17 protein-coding genes are annotated in these 23,408 nt (G+C 36.2%); 2 read left to right on the forward strand and 15 right to left on the reverse strand.

What is annotated here, in order from left to right; all coding sequences use genetic code 11:
- Window positions 1-4 precede the first annotated feature (4 nt).
- Both J2Y38_RS17005 and J2Y38_RS17010 read right to left on the reverse strand, forming a co-directional pair.
- Window positions 5-985 carry a xanthine dehydrogenase family protein subunit M gene (locus tag J2Y38_RS17005; RefSeq protein ID WP_309844821.1) on the reverse strand — a complete coding sequence of 327 codons (981 nt, stop codon included), beginning with the start codon at window positions 983-985 and terminating at the stop codon, window positions 5-7.
- Window positions 982-1,620, reverse strand: a complete 639-nt coding sequence (locus tag J2Y38_RS17010) for a 2Fe-2S iron-sulfur cluster-binding protein (RefSeq protein WP_180856682.1) — start codon at window positions 1,618-1,620, stop codon at window positions 982-984. Before J2Y38_RS17010 ends, J2Y38_RS17005 begins: the two co-directional genes overlap by 4 nt.
- Window positions 1,621-2,165: 545 nt before the next feature.
- Here J2Y38_RS17010 and J2Y38_RS17015 point away from each other — a divergent pair.
- Window positions 2,166-3,314 (forward strand): cysteine desulfurase family protein, encoded by a 1,149-nt coding sequence (locus J2Y38_RS17015; RefSeq protein ID WP_309844824.1) that lies wholly within the window; start codon window positions 2,166-2,168, stop codon window positions 3,312-3,314.
- Between the two features lie 150 nt (window positions 3,315-3,464).
- On the opposite strand, the gene J2Y38_RS17020 is transcribed toward J2Y38_RS17015, so the two are convergent.
- The 3 genes from J2Y38_RS17020 to J2Y38_RS17030 form a co-directional block, all read right to left on the reverse strand.
- The gene (locus tag J2Y38_RS17020; protein WP_309844825.1) at window positions 3,465-4,085 is read right to left on the reverse strand and encodes a nucleotidyltransferase family protein; all 621 of its coding nucleotides are present in this window, start codon (window positions 4,083-4,085) and stop codon (window positions 3,465-3,467) included.
- Window positions 4,048-5,184: an XdhC/CoxI family protein gene (locus J2Y38_RS17025; protein WP_309844828.1), complete on the reverse strand. Its 1,137-nt coding sequence runs from the start codon at window positions 5,182-5,184 to the stop codon at window positions 4,048-4,050. The genes J2Y38_RS17020 and J2Y38_RS17025 overlap by 38 nt, the downstream gene beginning before the upstream one ends.
- Window positions 5,185-5,313: 129 nt before the next feature.
- Window positions 5,314-5,799, reverse strand: a complete 486-nt coding sequence (locus J2Y38_RS17030; RefSeq protein ID WP_309844830.1) for a copper resistance protein NlpE N-terminal domain-containing protein — start codon at window positions 5,797-5,799, stop codon at window positions 5,314-5,316.
- 170 nt (window positions 5,800-5,969) lie between these two features.
- Between J2Y38_RS17030 and J2Y38_RS17035 the strand changes: the two genes are divergently transcribed.
- The gene (locus J2Y38_RS17035) at window positions 5,970-6,302 is read left to right on the forward strand and encodes a YegP family protein (protein ID WP_309844832.1); all 333 of its coding nucleotides are present in this window, start codon (window positions 5,970-5,972) and stop codon (window positions 6,300-6,302) included.
- Window positions 6,303-6,354: 52 nt separating this feature from the next.
- On the opposite strand, the gene J2Y38_RS17040 is transcribed toward J2Y38_RS17035, so the two are convergent.
- The 10 genes from J2Y38_RS17040 to J2Y38_RS17085 form a co-directional block, all read right to left on the reverse strand.
- Window positions 6,355-6,744 (reverse strand): helix-turn-helix transcriptional regulator, encoded by a 390-nt coding sequence (locus J2Y38_RS17040; protein WP_309844834.1) that lies wholly within the window; start codon window positions 6,742-6,744, stop codon window positions 6,355-6,357.
- A 229-nt stretch (window positions 6,745-6,973) separates the two neighbouring features.
- On the reverse strand, window positions 6,974-7,378 hold the full coding sequence (locus J2Y38_RS17045; RefSeq protein ID WP_309844835.1) for a hypothetical protein: 405 nt from the start codon (window positions 7,376-7,378) through the stop codon (window positions 6,974-6,976).
- Between the two features lie 315 nt (window positions 7,379-7,693).
- Entirely contained in the window at window positions 7,694-9,625 is a 1,932-nt protein-coding gene (locus tag J2Y38_RS17050) for a family 43 glycosylhydrolase (protein WP_309844837.1), read from the reverse strand.
- The gene (locus tag J2Y38_RS17055) at window positions 9,625-10,995 is read right to left on the reverse strand and encodes a glycoside hydrolase family 27 protein (protein ID WP_309844838.1); all 1,371 of its coding nucleotides are present in this window, start codon (window positions 10,993-10,995) and stop codon (window positions 9,625-9,627) included. Before J2Y38_RS17055 ends, J2Y38_RS17050 begins: the two co-directional genes overlap by 1 nt.
- 266 nt (window positions 10,996-11,261) lie before the next feature.
- Window positions 11,262-13,682, reverse strand: coding sequence for a sugar-binding domain-containing protein (locus J2Y38_RS17060; protein WP_309844840.1), 2,421 nt, complete (start codon window positions 13,680-13,682; stop codon window positions 11,262-11,264).
- Window positions 13,683-13,795: 113 nt separating this feature from the next.
- On the reverse strand, window positions 13,796-15,379 hold the full coding sequence (locus tag J2Y38_RS17065) for a glycoside hydrolase (RefSeq protein WP_309844842.1): 1,584 nt from the start codon (window positions 15,377-15,379) through the stop codon (window positions 13,796-13,798).
- 205 nt (window positions 15,380-15,584) lie between these two features.
- Complete coding sequence (locus J2Y38_RS17070) at window positions 15,585-17,222, reverse strand: glycoside hydrolase (RefSeq protein WP_309844845.1); 1,638 nt, start codon at window positions 17,220-17,222, stop codon at window positions 15,585-15,587.
- A 1-nt stretch (window position 17,223) separates the two neighbouring features.
- Window positions 17,224-18,825 (reverse strand): RagB/SusD family nutrient uptake outer membrane protein, encoded by a 1,602-nt coding sequence (locus J2Y38_RS17075; protein ID WP_309844846.1) that lies wholly within the window; start codon window positions 18,823-18,825, stop codon window positions 17,224-17,226.
- 12 nt (window positions 18,826-18,837) lie between these two features.
- Window positions 18,838-21,870: a TonB-dependent receptor gene (locus J2Y38_RS17080; protein WP_309844848.1), complete on the reverse strand. Its 3,033-nt coding sequence runs from the start codon at window positions 21,868-21,870 to the stop codon at window positions 18,838-18,840.
- 45 nt (window positions 21,871-21,915) lie between these two features.
- Window positions 21,916-23,313 carry a hypothetical protein gene (locus J2Y38_RS17085; RefSeq protein ID WP_309844851.1) on the reverse strand — a complete coding sequence of 466 codons (1,398 nt, stop codon included), beginning with the start codon at window positions 23,311-23,313 and terminating at the stop codon, window positions 21,916-21,918.
- Window positions 23,314-23,408: the final 95 nt, after the last annotated feature.

The following is a 23,408-nucleotide window of genomic DNA, read 5'->3' on the forward strand; positions in this document are numbered from 1 at the left end:
CTAATTATTTTGATGCTGCTATTGTAAGTGCTTCTGTTATTGCATTTGGACCAAGCGTTAATTTAAAATCATTGCCTCCGTATGCTTTTGCACCTTTCATAGACAAATCTGCCGCTTTTTTAAATATCTCTTCTGAAACTGTTTTTCCTTTCAGGAATTCTTCTGCTTCAGTTAATCTCCATGGTTTATGTGCTACACCGCCCATTGCCAGTCGAACATCATTTATTACATTATTTTTTATATCTAAAGCCGCAGCAACAGACACTAATGCAAAAGCATAACTCGTCCTGTCACGAACTTTTAAATAATGCACATTTTTGGTGAAATTATTATCTGGAATTTCAACCGAAGTTATCAATTCTTTATTTTCTAAAGTATTGTCTTTCTCCGGTGTATTTCCCGGTAAACGATGAAAATCTGTAAATTTTATTTGTCGTTTTCCTTTTGGTCCTTCGACTAAAACAGTTGCATCTAATGCCGCTAATGCCACACACATATCACTCGGATGAACCGCAATACAACTGTCCGAAGCTCCAAAAATAGCGTGCATTCTGTTAGAACCTCCAATGGCACCGCAGCCACTTTTGGGAGTTCGCTTATTGCATGGCATATCCGTATTATAAAAATACGAGCAACGTGTTTTTTGCAGCATATTACCGCCAACAGTTGCCATATGCCTGATTTGCTGAGATGCCCCGGCTGCTAAAGCCAAAGCCAGCAAAGGATGCTTCTCTTTTATCGATGCGTCTTCGGCAACCTGACTGTTTTTAGCCAAGGCTCCTATTGAAACTTTTCCGCTTAGGAATTCTATTTTCTTTAAATCTAATCCTGTAATGTCTACCAGTTTGTCTGGAGCCACCACATTCTTTTTCATTAAATCTACCAAATTTGTTCCGCCGGCAATAAACATAGCTTCTTTTTCTTTGCTGATGTTCGATACTGCTGAACTCGAAGATAATGCCTTAATTATTTGAAAATTTTTCATAATTCCTTTCCTCCTTCCTTCACTTCAGTTATTGCATCAACGATATTATGATAAGCTCCGCATCGGCAGATGTTTCCGCTCATATATTCTCTAATTTCTTCTCGGCTGTTGGCATGGCCTTCTTTGATACAGGCAATTCCCGACATGATTTGTCCGGGTGTACAGTAACCACATTGAAATCCGTCGTGTTTAATGAAAGCTTCCTGCATTGGATGCAGTTTTTTTCCTTTTGAAAGTCCTTCGATTGTGGTAACCTGAGCATTTTGTTGCATAGTTGCCAAAGTCAGGCACGACAAAATTCGGGTTCCGTTTACGTGAACCGTACACGCACCGCATTGTCCGTGGTCACAACCTTTTTTTGTTCCGGTCAGCAATAATTGTTCTCTTAATAAATCAAGTAAAGTGGTTCTCGGCTCGATATTAAGATTATGTTTTTTGCCATTTACTTCAATAGAAAGCGGTACTGTTTCTAAATACTCCGCTATTTTTTCATCCCACTTATTCTCTGAAGCCATAACCAGCGAAGGCGGCGCCAGAGCAAGGGCGGTAAAAAGTCCTGATTTTTTTATAAAGTCACGACGAGAATTTGAGTCATTCTCTGTTACTTTATCTGGATTTGTTTTTTTAGAAGCCATTCCATCTCTCTTTTAAATTAGCAAAAACTCTTGGGTATTCTAACAAATTTAACAATCTTAATCCACAAAAAGTTATGAAATTCAAACATTGTGCTTATTTAGAATAATTACAATTTCGGTGTGGGTTTTAACGCAAAGAACGCTAAGGTTTATTATCTCAGTTTGTGGTAAATGAAGGCAAAGTTCGCAAAGCTGGAATTGATACTCGGCGGGTGTTTTTTAACGCAAAGCGCGCAAAGATTTTTTATCTCACTTTATGTTAAGCGAAGGCAAAGTTTGCAAAGCTGGATTGTGGTGTGTTTTTTTTAACGCAAAGTGCGCAAAGTTTTTTTATCTCACTTTATGTAAGCGAAGGCAAAGTTCGCAAAGCTGGGATTGATAAAGCTTTGCGAACTTTGCAATTATCTAGATAATTAACTTTAAAAAAACCTCTGCGCGCTTTGCGATAAAAACCTTTGCGCCCTTTGCGTTAAAAAAACTAGCCCCAGAAACAGATTTATTATTTACATCGAAAATTGTATTTTTACAAGATTAAGCTTTTAATTATGCCGCATCAACAAAATATTTACCTTGACAATAATGCTACAACCCGCGTTGATGAACGGGTTTTAAAAGCTATGCTTCCTTATTTTACTGATTTTTATGCCAATTCTACAAGTCAGCATATTGCAGGATTATCGGTAAACGAAGCTGTTGAAAATGCTGCATGGCAAACCGCTGATTTGATTAATGCCGATGCTGATGAAATTGTTTTTACTTCGGGTGCTACAGAAGCTATAAATCTGGCGATAAAAGGTCTTGCCGATCAGGAACGAAAACATATTGTAACGGTAGCTTCAGAACACAAAGCTGTTCTTGAAACTTGTCGTTTTATGGAAAGTATTGGCTTTGAAGTCAGCTACTTACCTGTTAATCGTGAAGGGATTTTAGATCTTAATCTTTTAAATGAAATTATCACAGATAAAACACTGGTTTTCATAGGAATGCTTTCTAATAATGAAACAGGTGTCATACAAAATGTCAACGAAATTTCTACGATTCTTAAAAGCAAAAATGTATTGTTTTTGTGTGATGCAACTCAGGCGGCGGGGAGAATTTCTATTGACGTAAAAACTTTAGGGATTGATCTTTTGACATTGTCGGCACATAAATTTTATGGACCAAAAGGTATTGGTGCTTTGTATATTTCGGCGAAAGCCAAAATAAAATTACTCCCTCAAATTCTTGGCGGCGGACATCAGCGCAAATTACGCAGCGGTACGCTTAACGTTCCCGGAATTATCGGTTTAGGTAAAGCTGCTGAAATAGCTGTAAATGAATTAGAAAGAGATAAAAACAGAATCGAAATATTACGTAATAAACTAGAAAAGGGTTTATTACAATTTAAAGGTTCTTTTGTAAATGCAAATATTCAAAACCGAGTTTATAATACTTCTAATATTTGTTTTCCGGGTGTAAATTCAGAAAAGCTTATTATGGCTTTGGGTAATATTTCGGTTTCAAATGGAGCTTCTTGTTCTGCTGTTACGTCTGAACCTTCGCATGTTTTAAAAGCAATGGGATTATCTGATGAAGAGGCTTTGAGTTCGATTCGATTTAGTTTGGGAAGATTTACTAATTCTGAAGAAATTGATATTGCTGTTGAGCGGGTTTTGAGCTTGGCTCGGCAATTGGTTTTGCCACTAAGGCACTAAGACACGAAGTTTTTTTGCCCACAGGTTTTACAGATTTATACTGATAAACGCAGATTAAATAATTTCAAATTGAAAAAATAAATCTGCTTAAACCTGTTTTAATCCGCAAAACCTGTGGGCAAAAAAACTTTGCGAGATTAAAACATATAACTACTCAGAAATTAACTTGTTGTAATCTTCTTCTGTATCAATATCAATATTGCCTTTTTCGAAAGGAATTGAAAAAACGTCATTTTGATGCTTTTTAATTATTTTTTTTGCTCCTTCCTGCCCACTCAATTCAAGCAATTCATTGAAATATTTTCTATGAAATAAAACCGGAGTTCCTAAGGTTTCAGAATAAGCCGAAGCTATAATTCCTTTTTCGGTTTTATAATATTCGAAAATTAAATGTTCAAAAATTAAATTGGTCACAAAAGGCTGATCACAAACGGCAAAAATACATTCATCGCAATCGGGTTTTAAAAGCAATAATTCATTTAATCCTTTTACAATTGAAGATGCCATTCCGGTTTCCCATTCGGGATTAAAACAAATGTTTATTTCTTCAGTATTAAGTTGTTTTTCTATTTCTTTATGATTGGCGCCTGTTACAACTATTGTAAATAAATTGGGTACTTTTAGAGCTTCAGAAATCGTGTTTTTTAAAAGCGTTGAGTCTTTGTATTCTAATAGCTGCTTTGGCCTTCCTAATCTTGAGGAATTACCTGCGGCTAAAATTATAATAGCGGTTTTATTTTGAAATTGATCTTTCATAATGAATTTCGTCATGAATTTTACCTGCTTTATATTTTAAAGAAGTTCCGGTTTTTCCTGCCGAAAAAGCTTTAATTTCTGATACAATTGAAAGTGCAATTTCTTCGGATGTTTCGGCTCCAATATCTAAGCCAACCGGACTGTAAATTCGTTCTAATTGTTCTTCGCTTACATTAATTCCTTCATTTTGAAGATCGTCCAGCATTCGGTTTAATTTTGTTTTTGGGCCGAGAATTCCAATGTATTGACAATCTGTTTTTAAAAGTGATTTTAAAACTGCTAAATCGTATTTATAATTGTGCGTCATCAAAACGAAATACGTTTGATGATCGATGGTAATATTTTCCAGAAATTCTTCTGATTTTACGGCATTTACTTTGTCTGCTTTTGGAAAACGTTTTTCTATTGTATGTGTCGCGCGTCCGTCTCTAACAGTAATTTTCCAACCTAAAATGGATGCTATTTTAACCAAAGGCTGAACATCGTTTCCTGCTCCGGCAATTACAAGTGAAATTGGCGGATTTATATATTCTATTAAAGCTTCGTTTTCGTTTTCTGCTTGAAGTTTTTTTACAATCGATGTTTTGGTTTTCAAGACTTGATTTATATCTGAAATTAAGTCTAAAACCTCATCATTATGATTTAGAATTTGATTTTCTTCTCTGTAAAAAAGTGTTGTTCCTTGCTGAATGGCATTTCTTTTTAAAGAGAAAATAGTCACAACTACGGCTTCTTTTCTTTCTAATTCTAATTGCTGTAAAAGCTGTATGGGATTTTTTGATGCTTCTTCATCAATATATTCAAATAGAATATGAACAATTCCGTTGCAGCCAAGCTGTAAACCTACTTCAATATCGTCTTCATTATTCGTATTATAAGTAATAAGTTTGTTTTGTTTTTGATGAATGGACAGCAGTGCTTTTCGTAATGCATCGCCTTCCAGACAGCCACCGCTTATGGCACCTGTTAGTTCTCCATCTTCTGTAACAAGCATGCGTGCTCCGGGCTGGCGATATGACGATCCTTCAACTTTAATGACTGTTGCCAGAGCTGTTTTTTTTCCTGCCGATTTTGCTTCTGTGTATGCTTTAAGAATTTCGCTGATTTCTTTCATAAAAATAAATGTCCATCAACAGAAATTGGTATTGATGTTCTTTCATCCTCTAAAAATAAAAAATATTATAAACTTAAAGGCAGTAAAGCGATTTAAGTTTATAATATTCTTAATTAAAATCGGTTTGATTTATTTTTTTAGATCTAAAGAATAATTCAGTTTTGATTTTATTATTTTTCTGTCGCGGTCCAGCATATAGATTTTCTTGGTGTCTGAACTTAAATAGCCATAATAGGATTGTTTTTCGACTGGTTTATCCCAATTCAAAACAAAAATGGTTCCATCGGGATCGTTTTCTAACCCTCGTTCTGTATTAAAATTTCCTTTTTCAACAAACTCTTTTTCAGGTGATTTTCCTTTGTAAATACTTGATAATTCAAACTTTTGCCCTTCCATTGTCCCGTTTCCCTGATAAATTTTAAGAACGGTTTGAATACCGCTGCAATCTGCACAAGGCAGTAATCCTTCGTAAACCAAAACATTTTCGGCTGTGCTCTTTTCGATCTTTGTACTTGTTGAATCTGATACTGAAGTATTCGTTTTTTCCTCATTTTTCTTGCTGTTGCAAGATAAAAACTGAACTGCAGTGATTAGCAAAATCAATACATTTTTCATATTCTTTAATTTTAATATTATTTCAAATTTACCGAATTTTCTTATATTAAAAAATCAATTAACTTAACAAATTATAAATGATTATTTTTTCTTGCAATATCATTTGTATTATGAAGTTTTGTATTTTTATCAATAGCAAAATATTTTAGTTAACTTAAATAAAAAACTACATGGGAAAATTTGTAATTACTAAAAGAACCAATGGTGAATTTCAATTCAATTTAAAAGCTGGTAATGGCCAGACAATCTTGACCAGCGAAGGTTATTCGACAAAAGCAGCGGCCTTAAACGGAATTGAATCTGTTAAAACAAACTCTCAGGACGATAATCGTTATGACAGAAAAGAATCTAGTAATGGCAAACCGTATTTTAATTTAAAAGCCAGCAACGGACAAAATATTGGTGCTAGTGAAATGTATGAAAGCACTGCTGCCAGAGAAAACGGAATCGAGTCAGTAAAAAAGAATGCTCCTGATGCAGATACAGATGATCAGACTGCATAATTAATTGCAAAATGATATCAAAAAAACGAGGCTCTACAGCCTCGTTTTTAGTTTATATGTCACCAAACTTCATTTTATAACGGTCTAGTTCTTCTTCTGTTTTGTTTAAAAGTTTTTCGAGAAGTTTTATTTTATCTTCATACAGTTCTTTTAATGCTTCGTCATTGCTGGAATTAATTAATATGCTTCCGTTGTTACTGTTTCCTTTTACTGTATTGTAGTTATTGAAATATCTTTGACTGTCAAAACTTATAATATCTTCTACACTTACTTCTAAAATCCTTGCTATTTCTACTAATTTAACATAGGATAATATTGTTCTTCCTTTTTCTATTTTACTATAACCTGCCTGAGTGACACCAAGTTGATCTGCCATATATTCCTGAGTGTAATTTTTTAACTCTCTAATGCTTTTTATTTTGTTTTTTATTGAAGTTGCCATAAGTTTGATTTGGAGGGAGGGCGTTTGTAACTTAAACAGCCGCAACTGAACTTAGGGGGGTATTGCAGCTTTATTTTGGGGTAATTACAATTGCTGTTTCTGTAGGTCGATGAAACAGGATTTGCTTATTTTTTTCTGATTATAATTATGAAACCATATACGAGAGCAATAACTATAAAAGCCAGATCGTAACTGGAAATCTCAGTTAATAGTTGGTTCATTTCTATATTTAGTTGGTTGTTTTTAAAATCCGTTCGAATTCAAAGTTTAAGTATTGGTCGATTTGTTTTCCAATTGCAGGCCGGTCTAAGGCGCTTATTTTTACTTTAGTTTCTTTTTTGTAAATGTCTTTTACAATCACAAAATAGTCGAATTCTGATTTGTTATTGAATCGCATAACAATCAAAAAAGAATAGCACAGTAAAGTTGGAATTAAATAATACAGCTCCATTACATTGGTGAAAATCATGCAGTAATAGGCTAAAACTGTTACGGCTGTAAAAGCGCCGTTTTCAAAAAGATAGGTTTTCTTTTTTTTGAGCAGTCCAAGTTCTACAATTTCGTTAAAATTGTACTGCCATTGTTTTGATCCGTACTGAAATTGTACCTGATCATGAGTGAGAGAAATGAACATAATGATAAATAATTAAATCTCTTTAAAGAAAACTTGGTGAGAAAGTTTTCTAAAAAATTGTTTTCGGCTTAAATGAATACATTTGAAAATACTGCAGTGGTAAACAGCACATCATTTCGCAATATTACGCATAATCAGCTTTTTTTTCTTACAAGTCAGCTTATAGAATATAACCAGAGGTTGTAATTAAATCTAATTATAAATTTTACCTTATGATTTAAAAGTTCAGTATGGCGTTTTACTTATATAAGTAATACATAAAAAAAGCCACTCCTTTGTGAGGAATGGCTTTTAGAAAGGATAAAGTTACAAAATTTATTTTAAACTGTCGACTCCGGCATGAGTTGGGATTACTTCTTTTATACTTCCGTCTGGATTAAACTCTAATTTATCGATGCAGACTTCACGATGAAATCCTCCTGCATCTCCCATTTTAATTCCGGTTGGATAAGAAAATCTATGGTAAACAAGATACCATTCGTCTTTATTTGGAATTTGCAAAACAGAATTATGTCCCGTTGCGTGAATTCCGATATCTGGTTTTCCCTGAATGACAATATTATTTTTTGGAATTTCAATTGGGCCCAAAGACGATTTTGAAGTTCCGTACCTTACTTTATAATTCGGACTTCTGGTATCGTCTTCGCTCCACAGGAAATAATATGTTCCTTTTCTGTAAATTATATAAGTTCCTTCGCGAAAAGTGTCATCAACTGTAATTACTTTTGTTGTTCCCTCTTTTATCGAAACCATATCAGCATTTAATTCGGCGACAGCCATATATCCATTTCCCCAGTACAAATAACTTTTTCCAGTTTTAGGATCTGTAAAAACATCAGGATCGATTTCCTGACCTCCTTTTACGCCTTCGGGTCTTGTGTTTACTAATGCTTTTCCGCTGTCTTTAAAAGGTCCTGCAGGATTATCAGAAACTGCTACGCCTATTTTTTGCGCCGCTGTGAAATAATAGAAATATTGGTATTTACCTTTTATCTTTTTCTCTACAATACAAGGCGCCCACGCATTGCGGTTTGCCCAGCTTACATCTTTTCTAAGATCGAGAATAATTCCTTCGTCTTTCCAGTCTTTTAAATTATCTGAAGAAAAAGTCTTGAAATAATTTCCAGACCAGCCGTCAAAACCATCGCTTGTTGGGTAGATATAATATTTTTTTGTTTTGTTGGAGTACAGAATTTCCGGATCGGCGTAATAACCTTCTAAAGCTGGGTTATTGTTTACTTTGGGATATTTTGCGGGCATTCCCCATTTGTCTGTAATTCTCTTTAATTCAGAACGCGTAATAGGTAAAATCGTTCCGTGACGCGGATTAAAATCCATTGAAATATCATTATCAATTACAGTAAAATTTTCTAAGTCTTTGGTTTTAGTAAACTGATATCTTCCTTTTGTATAAACATCATACATTAGAATATATTCGTCTGAATTGTTTAGTTTGAAAACGCTTGAACCTTCAACTCCGTCTTTTGTCTGCTGTAAATAATTATCATTTTCAGTCCAATTTCCCGAAGTTAAATCTGTTGTTGTAGCAACTTTTATTCCTGCGGTTTCTGTTTCTGTTTTATAAAAAAGATGATAAACTCCGTCTTTTTCAATTATATCGCCATCAATACAGGCTCTTTCTGATTTTGGAACAAACAATAATTTTGGTGCACTTTCCAGAGCTGTGAAATCCTTATTCGCGTAAGCGTAATAAATTTTATCTGGCCCTCCTGCATATTGCAGACTGAAATAGATTAAATATTTTCCTATTTTAGCATCATAAATAGTCTGCGCTGCCCAAACTCGTTTTAAATTTTCGTTTCCTGAAAAAGTGGTTTGAATATTTACAACACTGCTTTTCCAGTTTACTAAATCGGTACTTTTTAATAAAACCATCGCGCGGTTGCTGTTCCAGCCTTTTGAAGAAGTCATATCGGTCAAAACCATATAAAAGGTTTTCCCATCGTCGCCTCTTAAAATATGCGGATCTCGAACACCTCCGGTTGAACTGATTGTTTTGCTGTCTAAAACGGGTTTATTATCGTTAAGATGATAATAATGATAACCATCTGCACTTACGGCAAAACGAACTGCCTCTTCTTCAACAGAATTCCCTGTGAAATAAACGAATAAATAGGCTGTTAAATCTTTCTCTGCAATTACGGGCGGAATTCCTTTTGTATTCTGGGCTTGTAAAAAATTAAAAATCGATAAAAATAATACAAGGCTAAAATGTGCTTTCTTCATTATTTTTTACTTTTTATTTGATATAAAACGGAACTGTGCGGTTTTAAATCGGCGGCAATTGTTGTTGACGTTGTTTTGGATTTTTCGTTTGTCCACATATTTAAAATATCCGCTTCTCCTGAAATACCAAGATCAGAAAGATTTACCGAAACATTCTGCATTGCCGAATCTGAAATATTAAATAAAGCCAGATAAATACTTCCGTCTTTTGCATTTTTTGAAGTTATGGCAATTTTACCATCTTTTTGGAAAAGCTGCTTTACGGCTGTGCTTTCATTATGCATTTTTACCACATTTTTGTTGGTTAATAATGATAAAGTAAAAGCGTCGTTACTTGGTAAATCTCCGCCAAAAAACAATGGTGATTTGAAGATATTGAAAAACGTAATCAACGTGTATTGTTCGTCTTTTGTTAAACGCGTCATTCTGTCTTCGCCTCTTTCTCCTCTTACCGAAATACGACCAAGCGGAATCATATCACAATCCGGCCATGTTCCCGGCGCAATGTATGGATACCATTTTTGTGCCACGTCCATTAAATGTGTGATGTGCGGCCAAGTATCCCAAACATCATCAACCATACGCCACATATTGGCGTGCGTGGTTACGTGCGGTGCGGCTTCGATTGGCGTTTCTCCAGGTGAAGTGCTTAATACGATTTTGCGTCCGCATTTGTCGATTGCATTTCTTATTAAGTTAATTTCGCCTTCGTGATACGGTCTTGATAAATCATCAATTTTAATAAAATCTACGCCCCATTGTGCGTACAATTCGAATATTGAATTGTAATATTCCTGCGCTCCCGGTTTGTCTGCAACAATTGTATAATTGTCTTTTAACCATTCGCATTGTAAAGCTGTGGTATAAATTTGGTCTGCCGTAATTCCGTTTGCGTCTTTTATTGGCAGTTTGTCTTCAACGGCTTTTTTCGGGATTCCGCGCATGATATGGATTCCGAATTTTAAACCTTTTTTATGGATATAATCGGCTAAAGGTTTGAATCCCTGTCCGTCTTTTGCTGATGGAAAACGGTTTACTGCCGGCAAATATCTTCCGTATTGATCAATTACATAACGCGGATCTGTTTGGTTGTAACCTCCTGCTTTATCATTTTCTACAAACCATCGAATGTCTACAACGACATATTCCCAGCCAAATTTCTTTAGGTTCTTTGCCATATAATCGGCGTTGGCTTTTACTTCGTGTTCTTCAACGGTTGGTCCGTAACAATCCCAGCTGTTCCAGCCCATTGGCGGGGTTTGTGCCCATTGTTTGAATTCGTCTTTTTGGAAGGCTTTGTTTTGTGAATTGGCTGAAACCGATATCAAAACAACTCCTGCAAACAGCGTAACAATATTTTTTATTTTCATTTGAATTTAAATAAATGTGAATATTACATTTTAAATGTAATAAATTAAATTTTATTACACGCAATTAACCTGCCTGATATACCAAATAATACAGACAGGTTAATTGTTTTACACACATAGAAACATAGATTTTTCTTTTTTGCAAAAGATGATCAAAAAAAACTAGTTTTTCACACATAGTTTCACGCAAAACCTATGATTGTTAATGCAAGTGAAACGCCTTTTATATGCTCCCAAAATCTATGTTCCTATGTGTTTAAATTTTTCTACTTTACATTAATCGTAACCTCAACTGGTTTTAACCATTGGCTTGTGAAGGTTACTTTAATTGGCTGTGCTTCTCCTGTTGCCTGAATATATGCCGCAATATGTCCGTGAAATACACGCTGTACATTATCTGTGTAATCTGTCATGTCGCTGTTATTTCCTGCTTCAAGTCCTAATAAAATTCCAGGGCCGTTTATTGTGCAAGTCACTTCGTTATCTGAAAGCATTACAGGCAAACCGTTTTGATCTTTTACCTGAACCATTATTTTGGCAACACCTTTATCTTTAGAAATCGTGATATTTTTATCGGCAATGGTTAATTCAACTGGTTGCTGCGTTGTTGTAATGGCGTATCTGCTTACTTCTTTGTCATTTTTATCTAAACCAATTACTTCTAATTTTCCTGAAGCAAAAGGAATATCCCAATAAATAATTCCGGTTTTTTCGTCGTAAAGTTTAGTTTCGCCCACTACTTTTCCGTTTAATTCTAAACGTGCTTTTACGGCATTTGTATAACAAACTACACGAATTTTTTCTCCGTCTTTATAATTCCAAATTGCCCATGCATCTTTAGAAATCTCTTTTTCATTTGTTAGCGGATAAGTTCCAATATACGCCATTGGTTTGTCTGACCATAATGACTGACGGAAATATCCCCTAGGTTTGATAACGCCTGCAAAATCAACTAAACCAGAGTAAAATCCTCTTGAAGGCCATCTTCCTGATTCTCCTAAATAATCAATTCCTGTCCATAAAAACTGTCCGAAAATGTGTTTGTTGTTTTTTACGGCAAGCCAAGGTTCCATATCATGCACATTTTCACTTCCGAAAATAACTCTGTTTGGATATTTTTCGTGATCTGATTGATATTTGCTTTCTGTGTAATTGTATCCTGTAATGTCTAAAGCTCCCGGATATTCTGTTTCGTTAGACATAGCAACTCCAGCTAATCCGGCAGTTGTTGGGCGCGATTTATCGTATTTTTTTACTGCTGCGACTAAACGTTTTGCAATGGCTCCAAGGCGCATAGCATCTGGTGCATCTTTTTTGTAACCTCCGTAAGCTGCCTGTCCAAAACCGTCTTTTCCTTTATCTAAAACCGGATGCGAATACGGATCGTTTGGATAATCTACTTCGTTACCAATACTCCATCCAAAAACTGATAAATGATTTCTGTCACGGCGAACAAAGTCTTCTAAATCTTTTTCTGCGTATTCTGCAAAAATATCAAACGAACCTTCAAATCCCGGAGTTCCGTAATTCCAGCCTTCTAACCATTTACGTTTTGGGAATTCCCATTCATCATAAGCTTCGTTTAAAACTAAAATTCCTAATGCATCACAAAGTTCGTAGAAGACGGGAGCTTGCGGATTATGGCTTGTACGGATGGCATTTACACCAATTTCTTTTAGTGTTTTCAATCTTGTTTCCCAAACTTCACGAGGAACTGCCGAACCTAAAACTCCGGCATCGTGATGCAGACAAACGCCTTTCATTTTCATCCATTTTCCGTTTAAGGCAAAACCATTGTTTGGATCGAAAGTGAAGGTTCTAAAACCTGTTTTAGTAACGGTTTGATCGATTTGTTTTCCATCTTTTAAAACGGTTGTTTTTAGCTGATATAAATTCGGGTTTTCTAAATCCCATATTTGAGGATTTTTTACGCTTAATTTAGTTGAAATTTTTCCGTTTTGATTGGCTGCAACTTCCACTTTTGAAGAAGATTTTGCAACCGATTTTCCATCTTTTGAAATCAATTCGTTTACAATAGTAAGACTTGATTTTGCTTTTGAATCATTTTCTACATCAACCTCAACATTTAAAGTTCCTGTTCCGTTTTTTACTTCCGGATAAGCGTATACGCCCCATTGTCCAATATGAACGGGATTTGCATATACCAACCAAACATCCCTGTAAATTCCTGAACCGGTATACCAGCGTGAATCGGCACTTTGGCTGTGGTCAACGCGAACCGAAATGGTATTTTCTCCTCCAAATTTTACATATTGCGTGGCATCATAAGCAAAAGAAATATACCCGTTTGGACGTTTGCCTAACGAATGTCCGTTAATGAAAACTTCGCTCCTGTTGTATACGCCTTCAAAGTATAAATAGACTTTTTCGCCGCTTTTGCTTTGCGGAATAGTTACTGATTTTCTGTACCAGCCAATTCCGCCTGGCAAATATCCTGTACAGCTTGCCAATGTTGGGCTCAATTGTCCTTTTACGCTCCAGTCATGCGGAACGTTTACTGATTGCCATTTGCTGTCATCAAAACTTGTATTTTTTGCATCCGGAGTTTCCTGAAGATTGAATTTCCAGTTGTCATTTATTTTCTGTGAATCTCCAAATGATATCTGACTAAATGCCGATATGCACGAGAAGAGAAGTACGGGTAATATGATTTTTTTTGTAAACATTTTTTTAAGGTTCTAAGGTGCTGAGATGCTAAGGTTCTAAGTTTTTGTTTCAGGTTTCAGGTTTCAGGTTCCCTGCTAACTTGAAACCTGAAACTTGAAACAAACTTTTATTTTTATTGAAATTCTCCCACAAATGTCACTACAGACCTTGCTGGGATTTCTAAATCATTAATTTTCTGAGTTGCTGTTCTTTTTAGGTTTGAATTTTCAGATGTTATGTATGGTGTGAATTCGTTGTTTTTTAGGGTTCCTTTTGATAAATTGAACTTGTATTTTTGGGGAGATTTTCCACAGTTGACTGCTACTACAATTAGTTTTTTATTTTGAACGTCTTTATACGCCGTCAACATTACATCATTTGCGGCATCTAGTTCGTTTTGGTTTGGAACGTCAATTCTCTGCATTCCGGGACGAACGAAAAGAGAATAATTTCCTAAAGCCCAAAGCAGTTTTGAATCGTGAAATTCTCCGTCGTTTCTAACATAATTGGGTTCTGTTCCTCCGTTGCTTTTTCCGTCGTCGAGATAAATTAAGCCGTCTTTGTAATCAACTCTGGTTAGGGATGTCCACCATTGCCAAGAAGCGGCGTTGGCAACCGCAATATCGTTGTGAATTAAACGTGCTACAAATAAAGCGGTCTGCATTCCTAAATCTCTTCCTCCTCCTGATCCACCCGGAATTTCTGCTTCTCCCGGATTTTCTAAAATGCAATATTCTGATTGCCAATATTTCAATCCCGGGTTTTGTTTGATATTTGCAGCGATTAGCTTTCGGCTTAAAACTTGTTTTTCAACAGGCCACGTCGTAAAATAGCTGTGTCCTAAAATGACATTTTTTACATTGGAAAGTTTCGAAATATTCGTTTTTGATTTTCCGAAGAAATAATCGATTTGATTGTCTCTGTTTTCGGCATTTACATTTTCATATAAATAATTGATTTGGGCGGCTTCGGCAATTACAATTTCTGTACTCATTTTATTGGCTTTGAGTTTTTCAGAAAGTGATTTCGTCAAAGCATAAATTTCGTCGTTTGTCGCCGGAGTTCCTTCCTGACTGTTTTTGTCACCGTTATTTGGCATCCATTCCCATTGCGGTTCGTTGATTGGACTTATATAATCGAATTTGATTCCTTCTTTTTTCTCTAATCCCTGAATACTTTGAACTAAGAAATCGGCAAATTTTGGAATTGCTCCATCTTTTAGATTCAGTTTATTCTTTTGGGATGCAAAAGATAATCCGTTGTTTGTCATCGAAACTGGCGGACTATTTGTAAAAATCAGGAATTTATCGACACCTCGTTTTTTGGCTGCCTGCAAAAACCATCTCTGCCCTTCTTGTTTCGAAAAATCGTAAGTTCCGTCGGCATTTAGGAAACATTCGCTTCTTCTCCATTCGTCAGAAACTTTACTGTTTTCTCCTTGTTCTGTACTTCCGGCACCAAGGTTAAATCTCCAGATTGAAAGCCCAATTCCTTTTGGATTTCCGTCTGCATCAATTTCTTTGCTGAAAAGCAAATCAGCAATAGCGTTCTTTTTTTGTTCCGGCCAATTTTTCCCCACAAACTGAGTTCTCCAGGCATCAGAACCTCCAAAACCATCCATGGTTTGTACAACATTATCTGTGCTGATGATAGCAGTTCGCTGTGCAAATGACAGCGAACTTGTTATCAATAAAAGCGAGATATATATTTTTCTCATTTTTTAATTCTATATTTTTTCACAATGTTTGTCATTCCGACGGAGGAGGAATCTTCGCAAGTAGCTCCACAATCAAAAGCGACAATCTTTGTCGAGCTTCTTGCGAAGATTTCTCGTTCCTCGAAATGACAAGATTGTGGTTATGTCCAATCTTATCTCAACTTTTCAAAAACCTTAGTTCCTTAGAAACTTAGTATCAGAACCTTTATTTATACGTTCCTACATAAGTCACAACTGCTCTAGCCGGAATCTCAAAACTCGCCGCATCAACAGCAGTTCCTTTTTTCAAACTCAAAGTTTCAGAAGTGGTATAAGGCGTTAATTTGTTATCGACTAAAGCTCCTCCGGCAAGGTTTAATTTATAGGCTTTCGCCGATTTGCTGATGTTAACGGCAACAACAACCAACTTTTTATTTGCTGCGTCTTTGTATGCAGTTACCATTACATCATTCACGGAAGTGGCATTATCTATACTTGGAATTTGAATTCTTACCATTCCAGGTTTTACGAAGAATGAAAAGTTTCCTAGCGCCCAAAGTGTTTTTGAATCTCTGATGTAACCATCATTTTTGCAATAATCTGAGTTTCCGGCTCCATTGCTTGCGCCATCGTCTACGTGAATTAAACCGTCTTTGTAATCACCTCGGCTAATCGCTGTCCACCATTGCCATGACGTAACTCCTCCAACTGCAATATCTGTATTGATAATTCTTGCTGTCCAAAGTGCCAATGACATTCCTAAATCTCTTCCTGCTCCTGCTCCGCCCGGTAATTCTGAAGTTCCCGGACTTTCCAGAACGCAATATTCAGACGACCAAAGACTGATGTTTCCTGCTCCCTGAATTCTGGAAGCTGCTAATTGTCTTGACGAAACCATTTCGTTTAAAGGCCAAGCCTGCCAGTAACTGTGTGCTGAAATGGTTTTCTTTACGTTGCTTAATCCGCTGATTTTTTTAGCAGAATTGGCTCCAAAGAAATAATCAACTTGGTTGGATCTGCTTTCTTTACCCGAAACTGTTTTATACAAGGGTTCGTAAGCTCCAGCTTCGCCAACAACGATTTGTGCTTCAACTCCTTTTGATTGTAATTTTGGAGAAAGAACATTTACAAAATTGTAAATATTAGCGTTTGTAGCCGGAGAACCTTCCTGATTTGTTCCGTCCCATTCGTATTGCGGTTCGTTAAACGGACTTACATAATCGATTGTTAAACCTTGTTCTGTTTTTAATTTATCTAAAGCGTTTGCCCAGAAATCAGCCAAATCCGGCATTTTTCCATCTTTTAAATTGTAAAATTCTTTGATGGTGGCGTGTGCTTTTCCGTTTTGGGTTAAATAAACCGGAGCGCTATTGGCGAAAGCCAATAATTTTTCGACACCACGTTCTCTGGCTGCTTTCATAAACCAAACCTGTCCGGCTTGTTTGTTCATATTATAACTTACACCATCTGTTGTAAAACATTCTGTGCGTCTCCATTCATCTGTAATATCACTGGCATCTCCTTGTTCTGAACTTCCTGCTCCAAGATTGAAGCGCCATAATGATAATCCAATTCCTTTTGGGTTTCCATCGGCATCAAAATCTTTGCTGAATAGTAAATCGGCAATTTTGTTTCTTTTGTCTGAAGGCCAGTTTTTCCCGATAAAATTACATTGCCACGCATCAGAAGCTCCAAAGCTTTCCATTGTCTGCAAAGGCATATCCAGATTTACCTTTAATTCTGCCGTTCCGGGTTCTGAATTTGAATCTCCATTATTTTCAGAATCGCAGCTTACTAATAAAGTGCTGGCGAAAAGCAAGCCTGCACACAGCAGACTTACTTTATTGTTATTTAAAAACTTCATTTTAATACCCTGGATTTTGAGTGATTAATCCGCCGCTTAAGTCAATTTCTAATTGTGGAATTGGCCACAATAAGTTTTTAGCCGGATTAAAATTGATTCCTTTGTCTTGTGATTCTCTGGTGTTTGTAGTTTCATACGGATCTGTAGAATTCAAATTGTATTGAACGAAAGTTCCGTTTGGTCCCATTAGAGATTCGATTACCGGTTTTCCTGTTGTTGGGTCTTTTTCACGACGAATATCAAATAAACGTAATCCTTCAAAAGCTAATTCTAAACGACGCTCTTTGTAGATTTGTCTTAAAAGAGTTGGGCCGGAAATTCCAGTTTTTGACGTTAATTGTACACGCGCTCTAATGATATTAATATCTGCCAATGCATCGCCGCCTGTATGGTAATTTGCTTCTGCTCTTGTCAAATACATTTCTGCCAGACGAATCAACGGAATGTTTAATGGTAAGTGTCCGTCTTTTTTATCTAATGCACGACGTGTTGCTATTGGAATATAATATTTACGACAGATACGTCCTGATTTATTATCGTTTAAACTGAATTTATGTGTTGGGTTTAAAGTCTCATCTCCATAAGCAGGTTCTCCCCATTTTGTAATGGTGCTTTTGCGACGGATTTCATCATTTTCAGATAAATAAGCGTTTTCTAAATCGCTGGTTGGCATGCACCATCCCCATCCGTCCAAAACATCCTGGGCATCATTGCTTGGGAAATTTTTCTTGTCTTCGCCTCTTGCTCCGGCTAATGTAGGTAAAGCGGCTCCTAAACTTTTATCTTGTACAGATGATGACTGCGCTTCCAAAATTGATTCAACTCCGTTATGATTGTTTACATTCCAGATATTTAAGAAATCAGCTTCTAATTGAAAAGGCCCTTCTGTAATTACTTTGTTGGAATATAATTTAGCATCAGCCCATTTTTCCTGAAATAAAGTTACACGCGCTAATAATGCATACGCTGCCCATTTGTTTATTCTTCCGTCTTTTTTTACGGGAGCGCTTTCTAATCTTGATGCTGCTTCTTTAAGATCGGCTTCAATTTGAGCATAAACATCTGCAGCAGAACTGCGTTGTAAATTTAAATCGCCTGTTCCTAAAGATTTTGTGTATAATGGAACTCCGCCAAAAAGGTTTACCAATTCGTAGTAACAATAAGCACGAACGAATAATGATTCTCCCATATATTGATTTCTCTGTGCATCTGAAATTGGCGAGTTTGCCATTTTCTCTAAACCAATATTTGCTGATTGAATGGTGTAAAAATGAGCGGTATAAATACTGTTCATATCTCCCATATTATCCGGCGTAATGATGTATTGAGAACAAGGTCTGTGTGCACCGCTGTCCTGTCCTGTGTTTCCCATCCAGGCATCATCTGTAGACATTTCGTTGGTAACTCTCGGGGCCGTTAATGTCCACCAGTCTTTTGCTAATAACAAACGCTGTGTTAATTCATTAGCATAATTTTCGCATTCCTGCGCAGTTTGAAAATAGTTTTCTAAAGTCTGCGTTCCTCTTTCTTCTTTTTCGATAAAATCGTCACAAGAAACTGTAAATGCAGCTAAAGCTATTATGGATACTAGTATTTTTTTCATGATCGTTTTTTATTAAAATGCAACATTAAGACCCATCAGGATTGTTGGCTGTACAGGATAATTCCATCCGCCAAAACCTGATCCTTTTACTCTGTCTCCTGTATTAGGATCTCCGCCGGCTACTTCAGGATCAACTCCTGTGTAATTTGTCCATGTCCATAAATTTTGTCCGGATAACGAAATTCTCAATTTATCTAAACCAAATTTGTTGTAGAATGAATACCCTAACTGAAGGTTTTTCATGCGTACAAAAGAACCGTCTTCAACATACAGAGAGGAGAATTTTGTGTAGTTCTCATTATTATCGTCTTTTGATAAACGCGGAATGTAATTTGAAGTTCCTTCACCGTGCCAGGCCATTTGATCTAAACCGTTTACTTTGTTTGTTAAACTTGCTCCGTTGTATAAATCTGAAATGTTTTGGTTTACGATATCATTTCCAATACTTGAATAGAAATTCGCTACTAAATCAAAGTTTTTGTATCCAAAATTCAAATTCAAACCTACATTGTAATCTGCCCACGGAGAACCAATTTTAGTTCTGTCTTTGTCATCCAGTTTTCCATCGCCGTTTACATCTTTAAAACGAATATCTCCTAATTGTGCATACGGCTGTAATTTTGTTCCATGTTCGTCTGTATGAGAATTTAATTCCGTTTGGTTTTGGAATAAACCATCTGCAACATATCCGTAGAAATATCCCGGTTCTTCACCTTTTACGGTTAAAGTTCTGTTGCTTGCTCCGTATAATTTTTCTCCTTCAGATGACAGAGAAAGCATTTCGACATTTACGGTTGTAAAAGTTAAGTCTACACCGTATGAGAAATCACCTTTTTTATCTTTATAAGAAATTAATAAATCTATACCGCTTGACTGCATGGAGCCTACGTTTGTCCACATGGTAGAAAATCCAGGGAATCCGCTATAGGTTGGAAATTGTTTAAGGAACAACATATCGTGCGTTTTCTTTTGATAATATTCTAATGATCCTGAAAGTTTGTTTTTCCATAATCCGAAATCAATTCCAAAACTCATATCTTCAACCGTTTCCCATTTAATATCTTTATTCGCCATAGATGATGGGAAAGAAGTATCAACAACCTGTCCGTCGATTATATAAAATCCCTGACCAATGTTTGACTGATAAACAGCGCTTGGTAAATTTTGATTTCCGACTTTACCCCAACCTGCTCTAAATCTTAAATCGCTTAAAACATCTTTGGTTTTTTCCATAAATCCTTCGTTTAAAATTCTCCATGAAACAGAAGCCGAAGGGAAATTTGCCCATTTGTTATTCGCCATGAATTTTGAAGAACCATCTCGTCTAAAAGTTCCTGTGAAATAATATTTACCATCGTAGTTATAAGAAAAACGTGAGAGATAAGACATTATAGAACTTGACCAGCTGTTTCCGCCGCTGTTACGGTTTTTTGTTGCGGCATTTAACTCTCTCATAGAATCTGAGTTATTTGGCACACCTTCTCCGTAACCCCAAACATCGTTTCCGTTGTATTCTTCCATTGTATTACCAATCATTAAAGAAGCGTTGTGTTTTCCTCCAAATGTTTTGTTGTAGGTTACCGTATTCTGCCAAGTCCAGTCTACATTGTTTGTAGCTCTTCTTTCGATTGTATTGATTTCTGCTTTTTCGTGTGCGGCATCGATTACGAAATCCGGCGTAAATTTGCTCCAAATTTTATCTCCAACCTCAACAGAAGCCTGCGTACGAATTACCAACCCTTTTATGGGTTCGTATTGTAAATATCCGTTTGTATTTAAATTGTACTGATCTGTGTAATCATCGTAACGGTTTACGGCTGCAACCGGATTCCATACATATGATGGAGAACGTGCATAAATGCTGTATTCATTTTCTAATCCTGTTAACTGATCGGCAGGTTTGTAAATTGGCGTAATTGGATCAATTTTATCAAAATCTGCCCAGTTTCCAGGTGCGCCCCAAGTTTCGTAACGAGGGTTTAAAGTGATTCCGGCTGAGAATTTATCAGAGAATTTAAAATCATTTGCAATTCTCATGGTCACTCTTTCCCATCCGCCTATTCCGTACATAGACTCTGAGTTATAGTAATTCAGACTTATAGCATAAGTATGTTTGTCTGAACCGCCGCTTACTCCAAAAGAAGCATTCGTTACAGGAGTTCCGGTTTTAATTCCGGCTCTCCACCAGTCTGTTGTTTTGCCTTTGTATTGAGAAGGATTTGGCAGATAATCTGAATAACCTGAATTGTTATAAGCCTTATTCATTATCGTTGCATAACCTTCGGCATCAGCCATATCGTATGGGTTTTTCATAATCTGCATACCAGAACTCAAATCAAAATTGAATCTGGTTTTTCCTGCTTTACCTTTTTTAGTCGTAATCAGGATAACTCCGTTTGATGCACGAGAACCATAAATAGCACTTGCAGAAGCATCTTTTAAAACTTCCATAGATTCAATTTCGTTATTGCTTAAGAAATTGATACTGGTTCCCATTGGGATTCCGTCTACCACATAAAGCGGATCCGTACTTAAGTTTACTGTAGAAATTCCACGAATTAAAACTCTTGGCTGTGCACCCGGCCCGCCTTGTCCTGTAACCTGAACTCCGGAAACTTTTCCCTGTAATGATTCAGTTACGTTACCAACTGTCATGGTTTGTAATTCTTTTCCTTTTATAGAAGAAATTGAACTCGTTACATCGCTCTTTTTTACAGCGGCATAACCTACAACTACGATTTCGTCTAAGGCCTGGCTTGATTCCTGAAGTACAATATTGATCTCGGTTTTATCGCCAACAGCTATTAATTGAGTTGTAAAACCCACAAATGAAAACTCGATTTGAGCATTTTTGTTTGGAATATTGATTGTATAATTTCCGTCGAAATCAGTCGCTGCAGATGTTGAAGTTCCTTTTACAATTACGTTTACTCCCGGAATTGGTACATTTGCTTTATCCTTCACAGTTCCTTTTATTTTTATTTGTCCAAATGATACAGCAGTACACAAAAGGGCAATAAAAAACCATATATATTTAAATTTCATATTGAGATGTTTTATTTATTAATGTTATAAAAGCCTGATAACAAATTATTTCTTTGTTATAAAAACTCTCTCTAACTCTGTATCAAGAACTACTTTGTAAACTCCGGCCGCTGCTGGGTATTTGGCATTTCCGTTTTCGCCCGGTGACATGGTACAAATACCATTTTTAATTAATCTCCATGAAGGGCTCCACCATTGACCTGTAAAAGTTGCTTCCATTTGTCCTGTCAAAGTATATTCTCCCACTAATTGATAAGGGTTGTTTGGATTATTTGCTAAATGCAGTCCTGTTTGAACCCAAGCCGTCCATGTATCCCAATCTGCGCCCTGAATTCCTCCGCCGCAAACACTCACGAATGGTCTTCTTAAAGCTTCGTCATCATGCCATAATCCGTTCGCAATATCGGCCCAGACTTTGCTTGAAGGTGTGTATTTTGTAGCTGTATATTTTAAAGTATTTGGATTTACTTTTATACTATAATATCCTTTTGTTGGCAGAATAATTGCTGTTGAAGCAACATCGTCAACTAATTCTCCAGAAGTATTTAAACCAAAACAATGTGGTGCAAAATCGGATTCCTGACCTAAGAAATAAATTTCTTTATTGTCTTTATCAGCATAGTATTTGAATTCGAAATCCTGTCCGCTCTTTTCATGGAAATACATCGGAACTCCAACTGCATCTGTCGTTAGGTTTGCACCTTTTGGCTGGTCGCATAAATAAAGCGCCGGATATTCGTTTGTTGCTACAATATTTACGCTTAAAGTTCCTGTATTCGGAATCGCAAATTTATCTTTTGCTGTAATCGTCAATACATAATCTGCAGCCGTTACAGGCAGTGTGTAGGTTTTATTAAAAGTGTATGATTGAGGCGAACCTGCTAAAGTAACTGTTTCATCAATACCAAGCGCTTCACATTTCACCTGAACATAATCAATTCCTGAATCGTCATTTACTACAAAATTTACCGGCATTTGGTTACTTGTTGATAACAAGATAACGGCACCTTCTTTTGGCGTAACCATTGTTATGGATGGCGCTGCAAATTCGCCGTCTAAACGCAGATTAGCTTCTTCGTTTACCACATTTCCAGAAACATCTGTAATAATTAATTTTATTTTGAATGCTTCAGAAGTTCCTCTGTTTGCCGGAACTTCAAAAAAGTAACTCAAATCGTATGATTTTAAAAGAGGATCTGTTGCAAATGAGATTACTTTATCAAGCGATAATTCGGGAATTTGAATCTCTACGCTTTTTAATCCTAAATCGTCAGCCAGAGCGGCTTTGATTTCAAATTTTCTGCTTGGTGCACCATAAATTTCTTTTGTTGATACAACTACCGTAGGATTATCAGAACTTGGAAATCCTGATTCGTTATTTTGACATCCGGTAAAAAAGATGGCAAAAAGGGTAAGAAAAAATAAAAATACATTTTTTTTCATTTCTTAATTTTTAAAGTTAGGTTTAGTTAGTTTGTCGTTTTCTAAAAACGTAAGTTGGTTTAAACTTGTAGGTCATTTTTTAAGTTTGGTTTATC

It is taken from the genome of Flavobacterium sp. 2755 (assembly GCF_031455715.1).
Taxonomy (GTDB): Bacteria; Bacteroidota; Bacteroidia; order Flavobacteriales; family Flavobacteriaceae; genus Flavobacterium.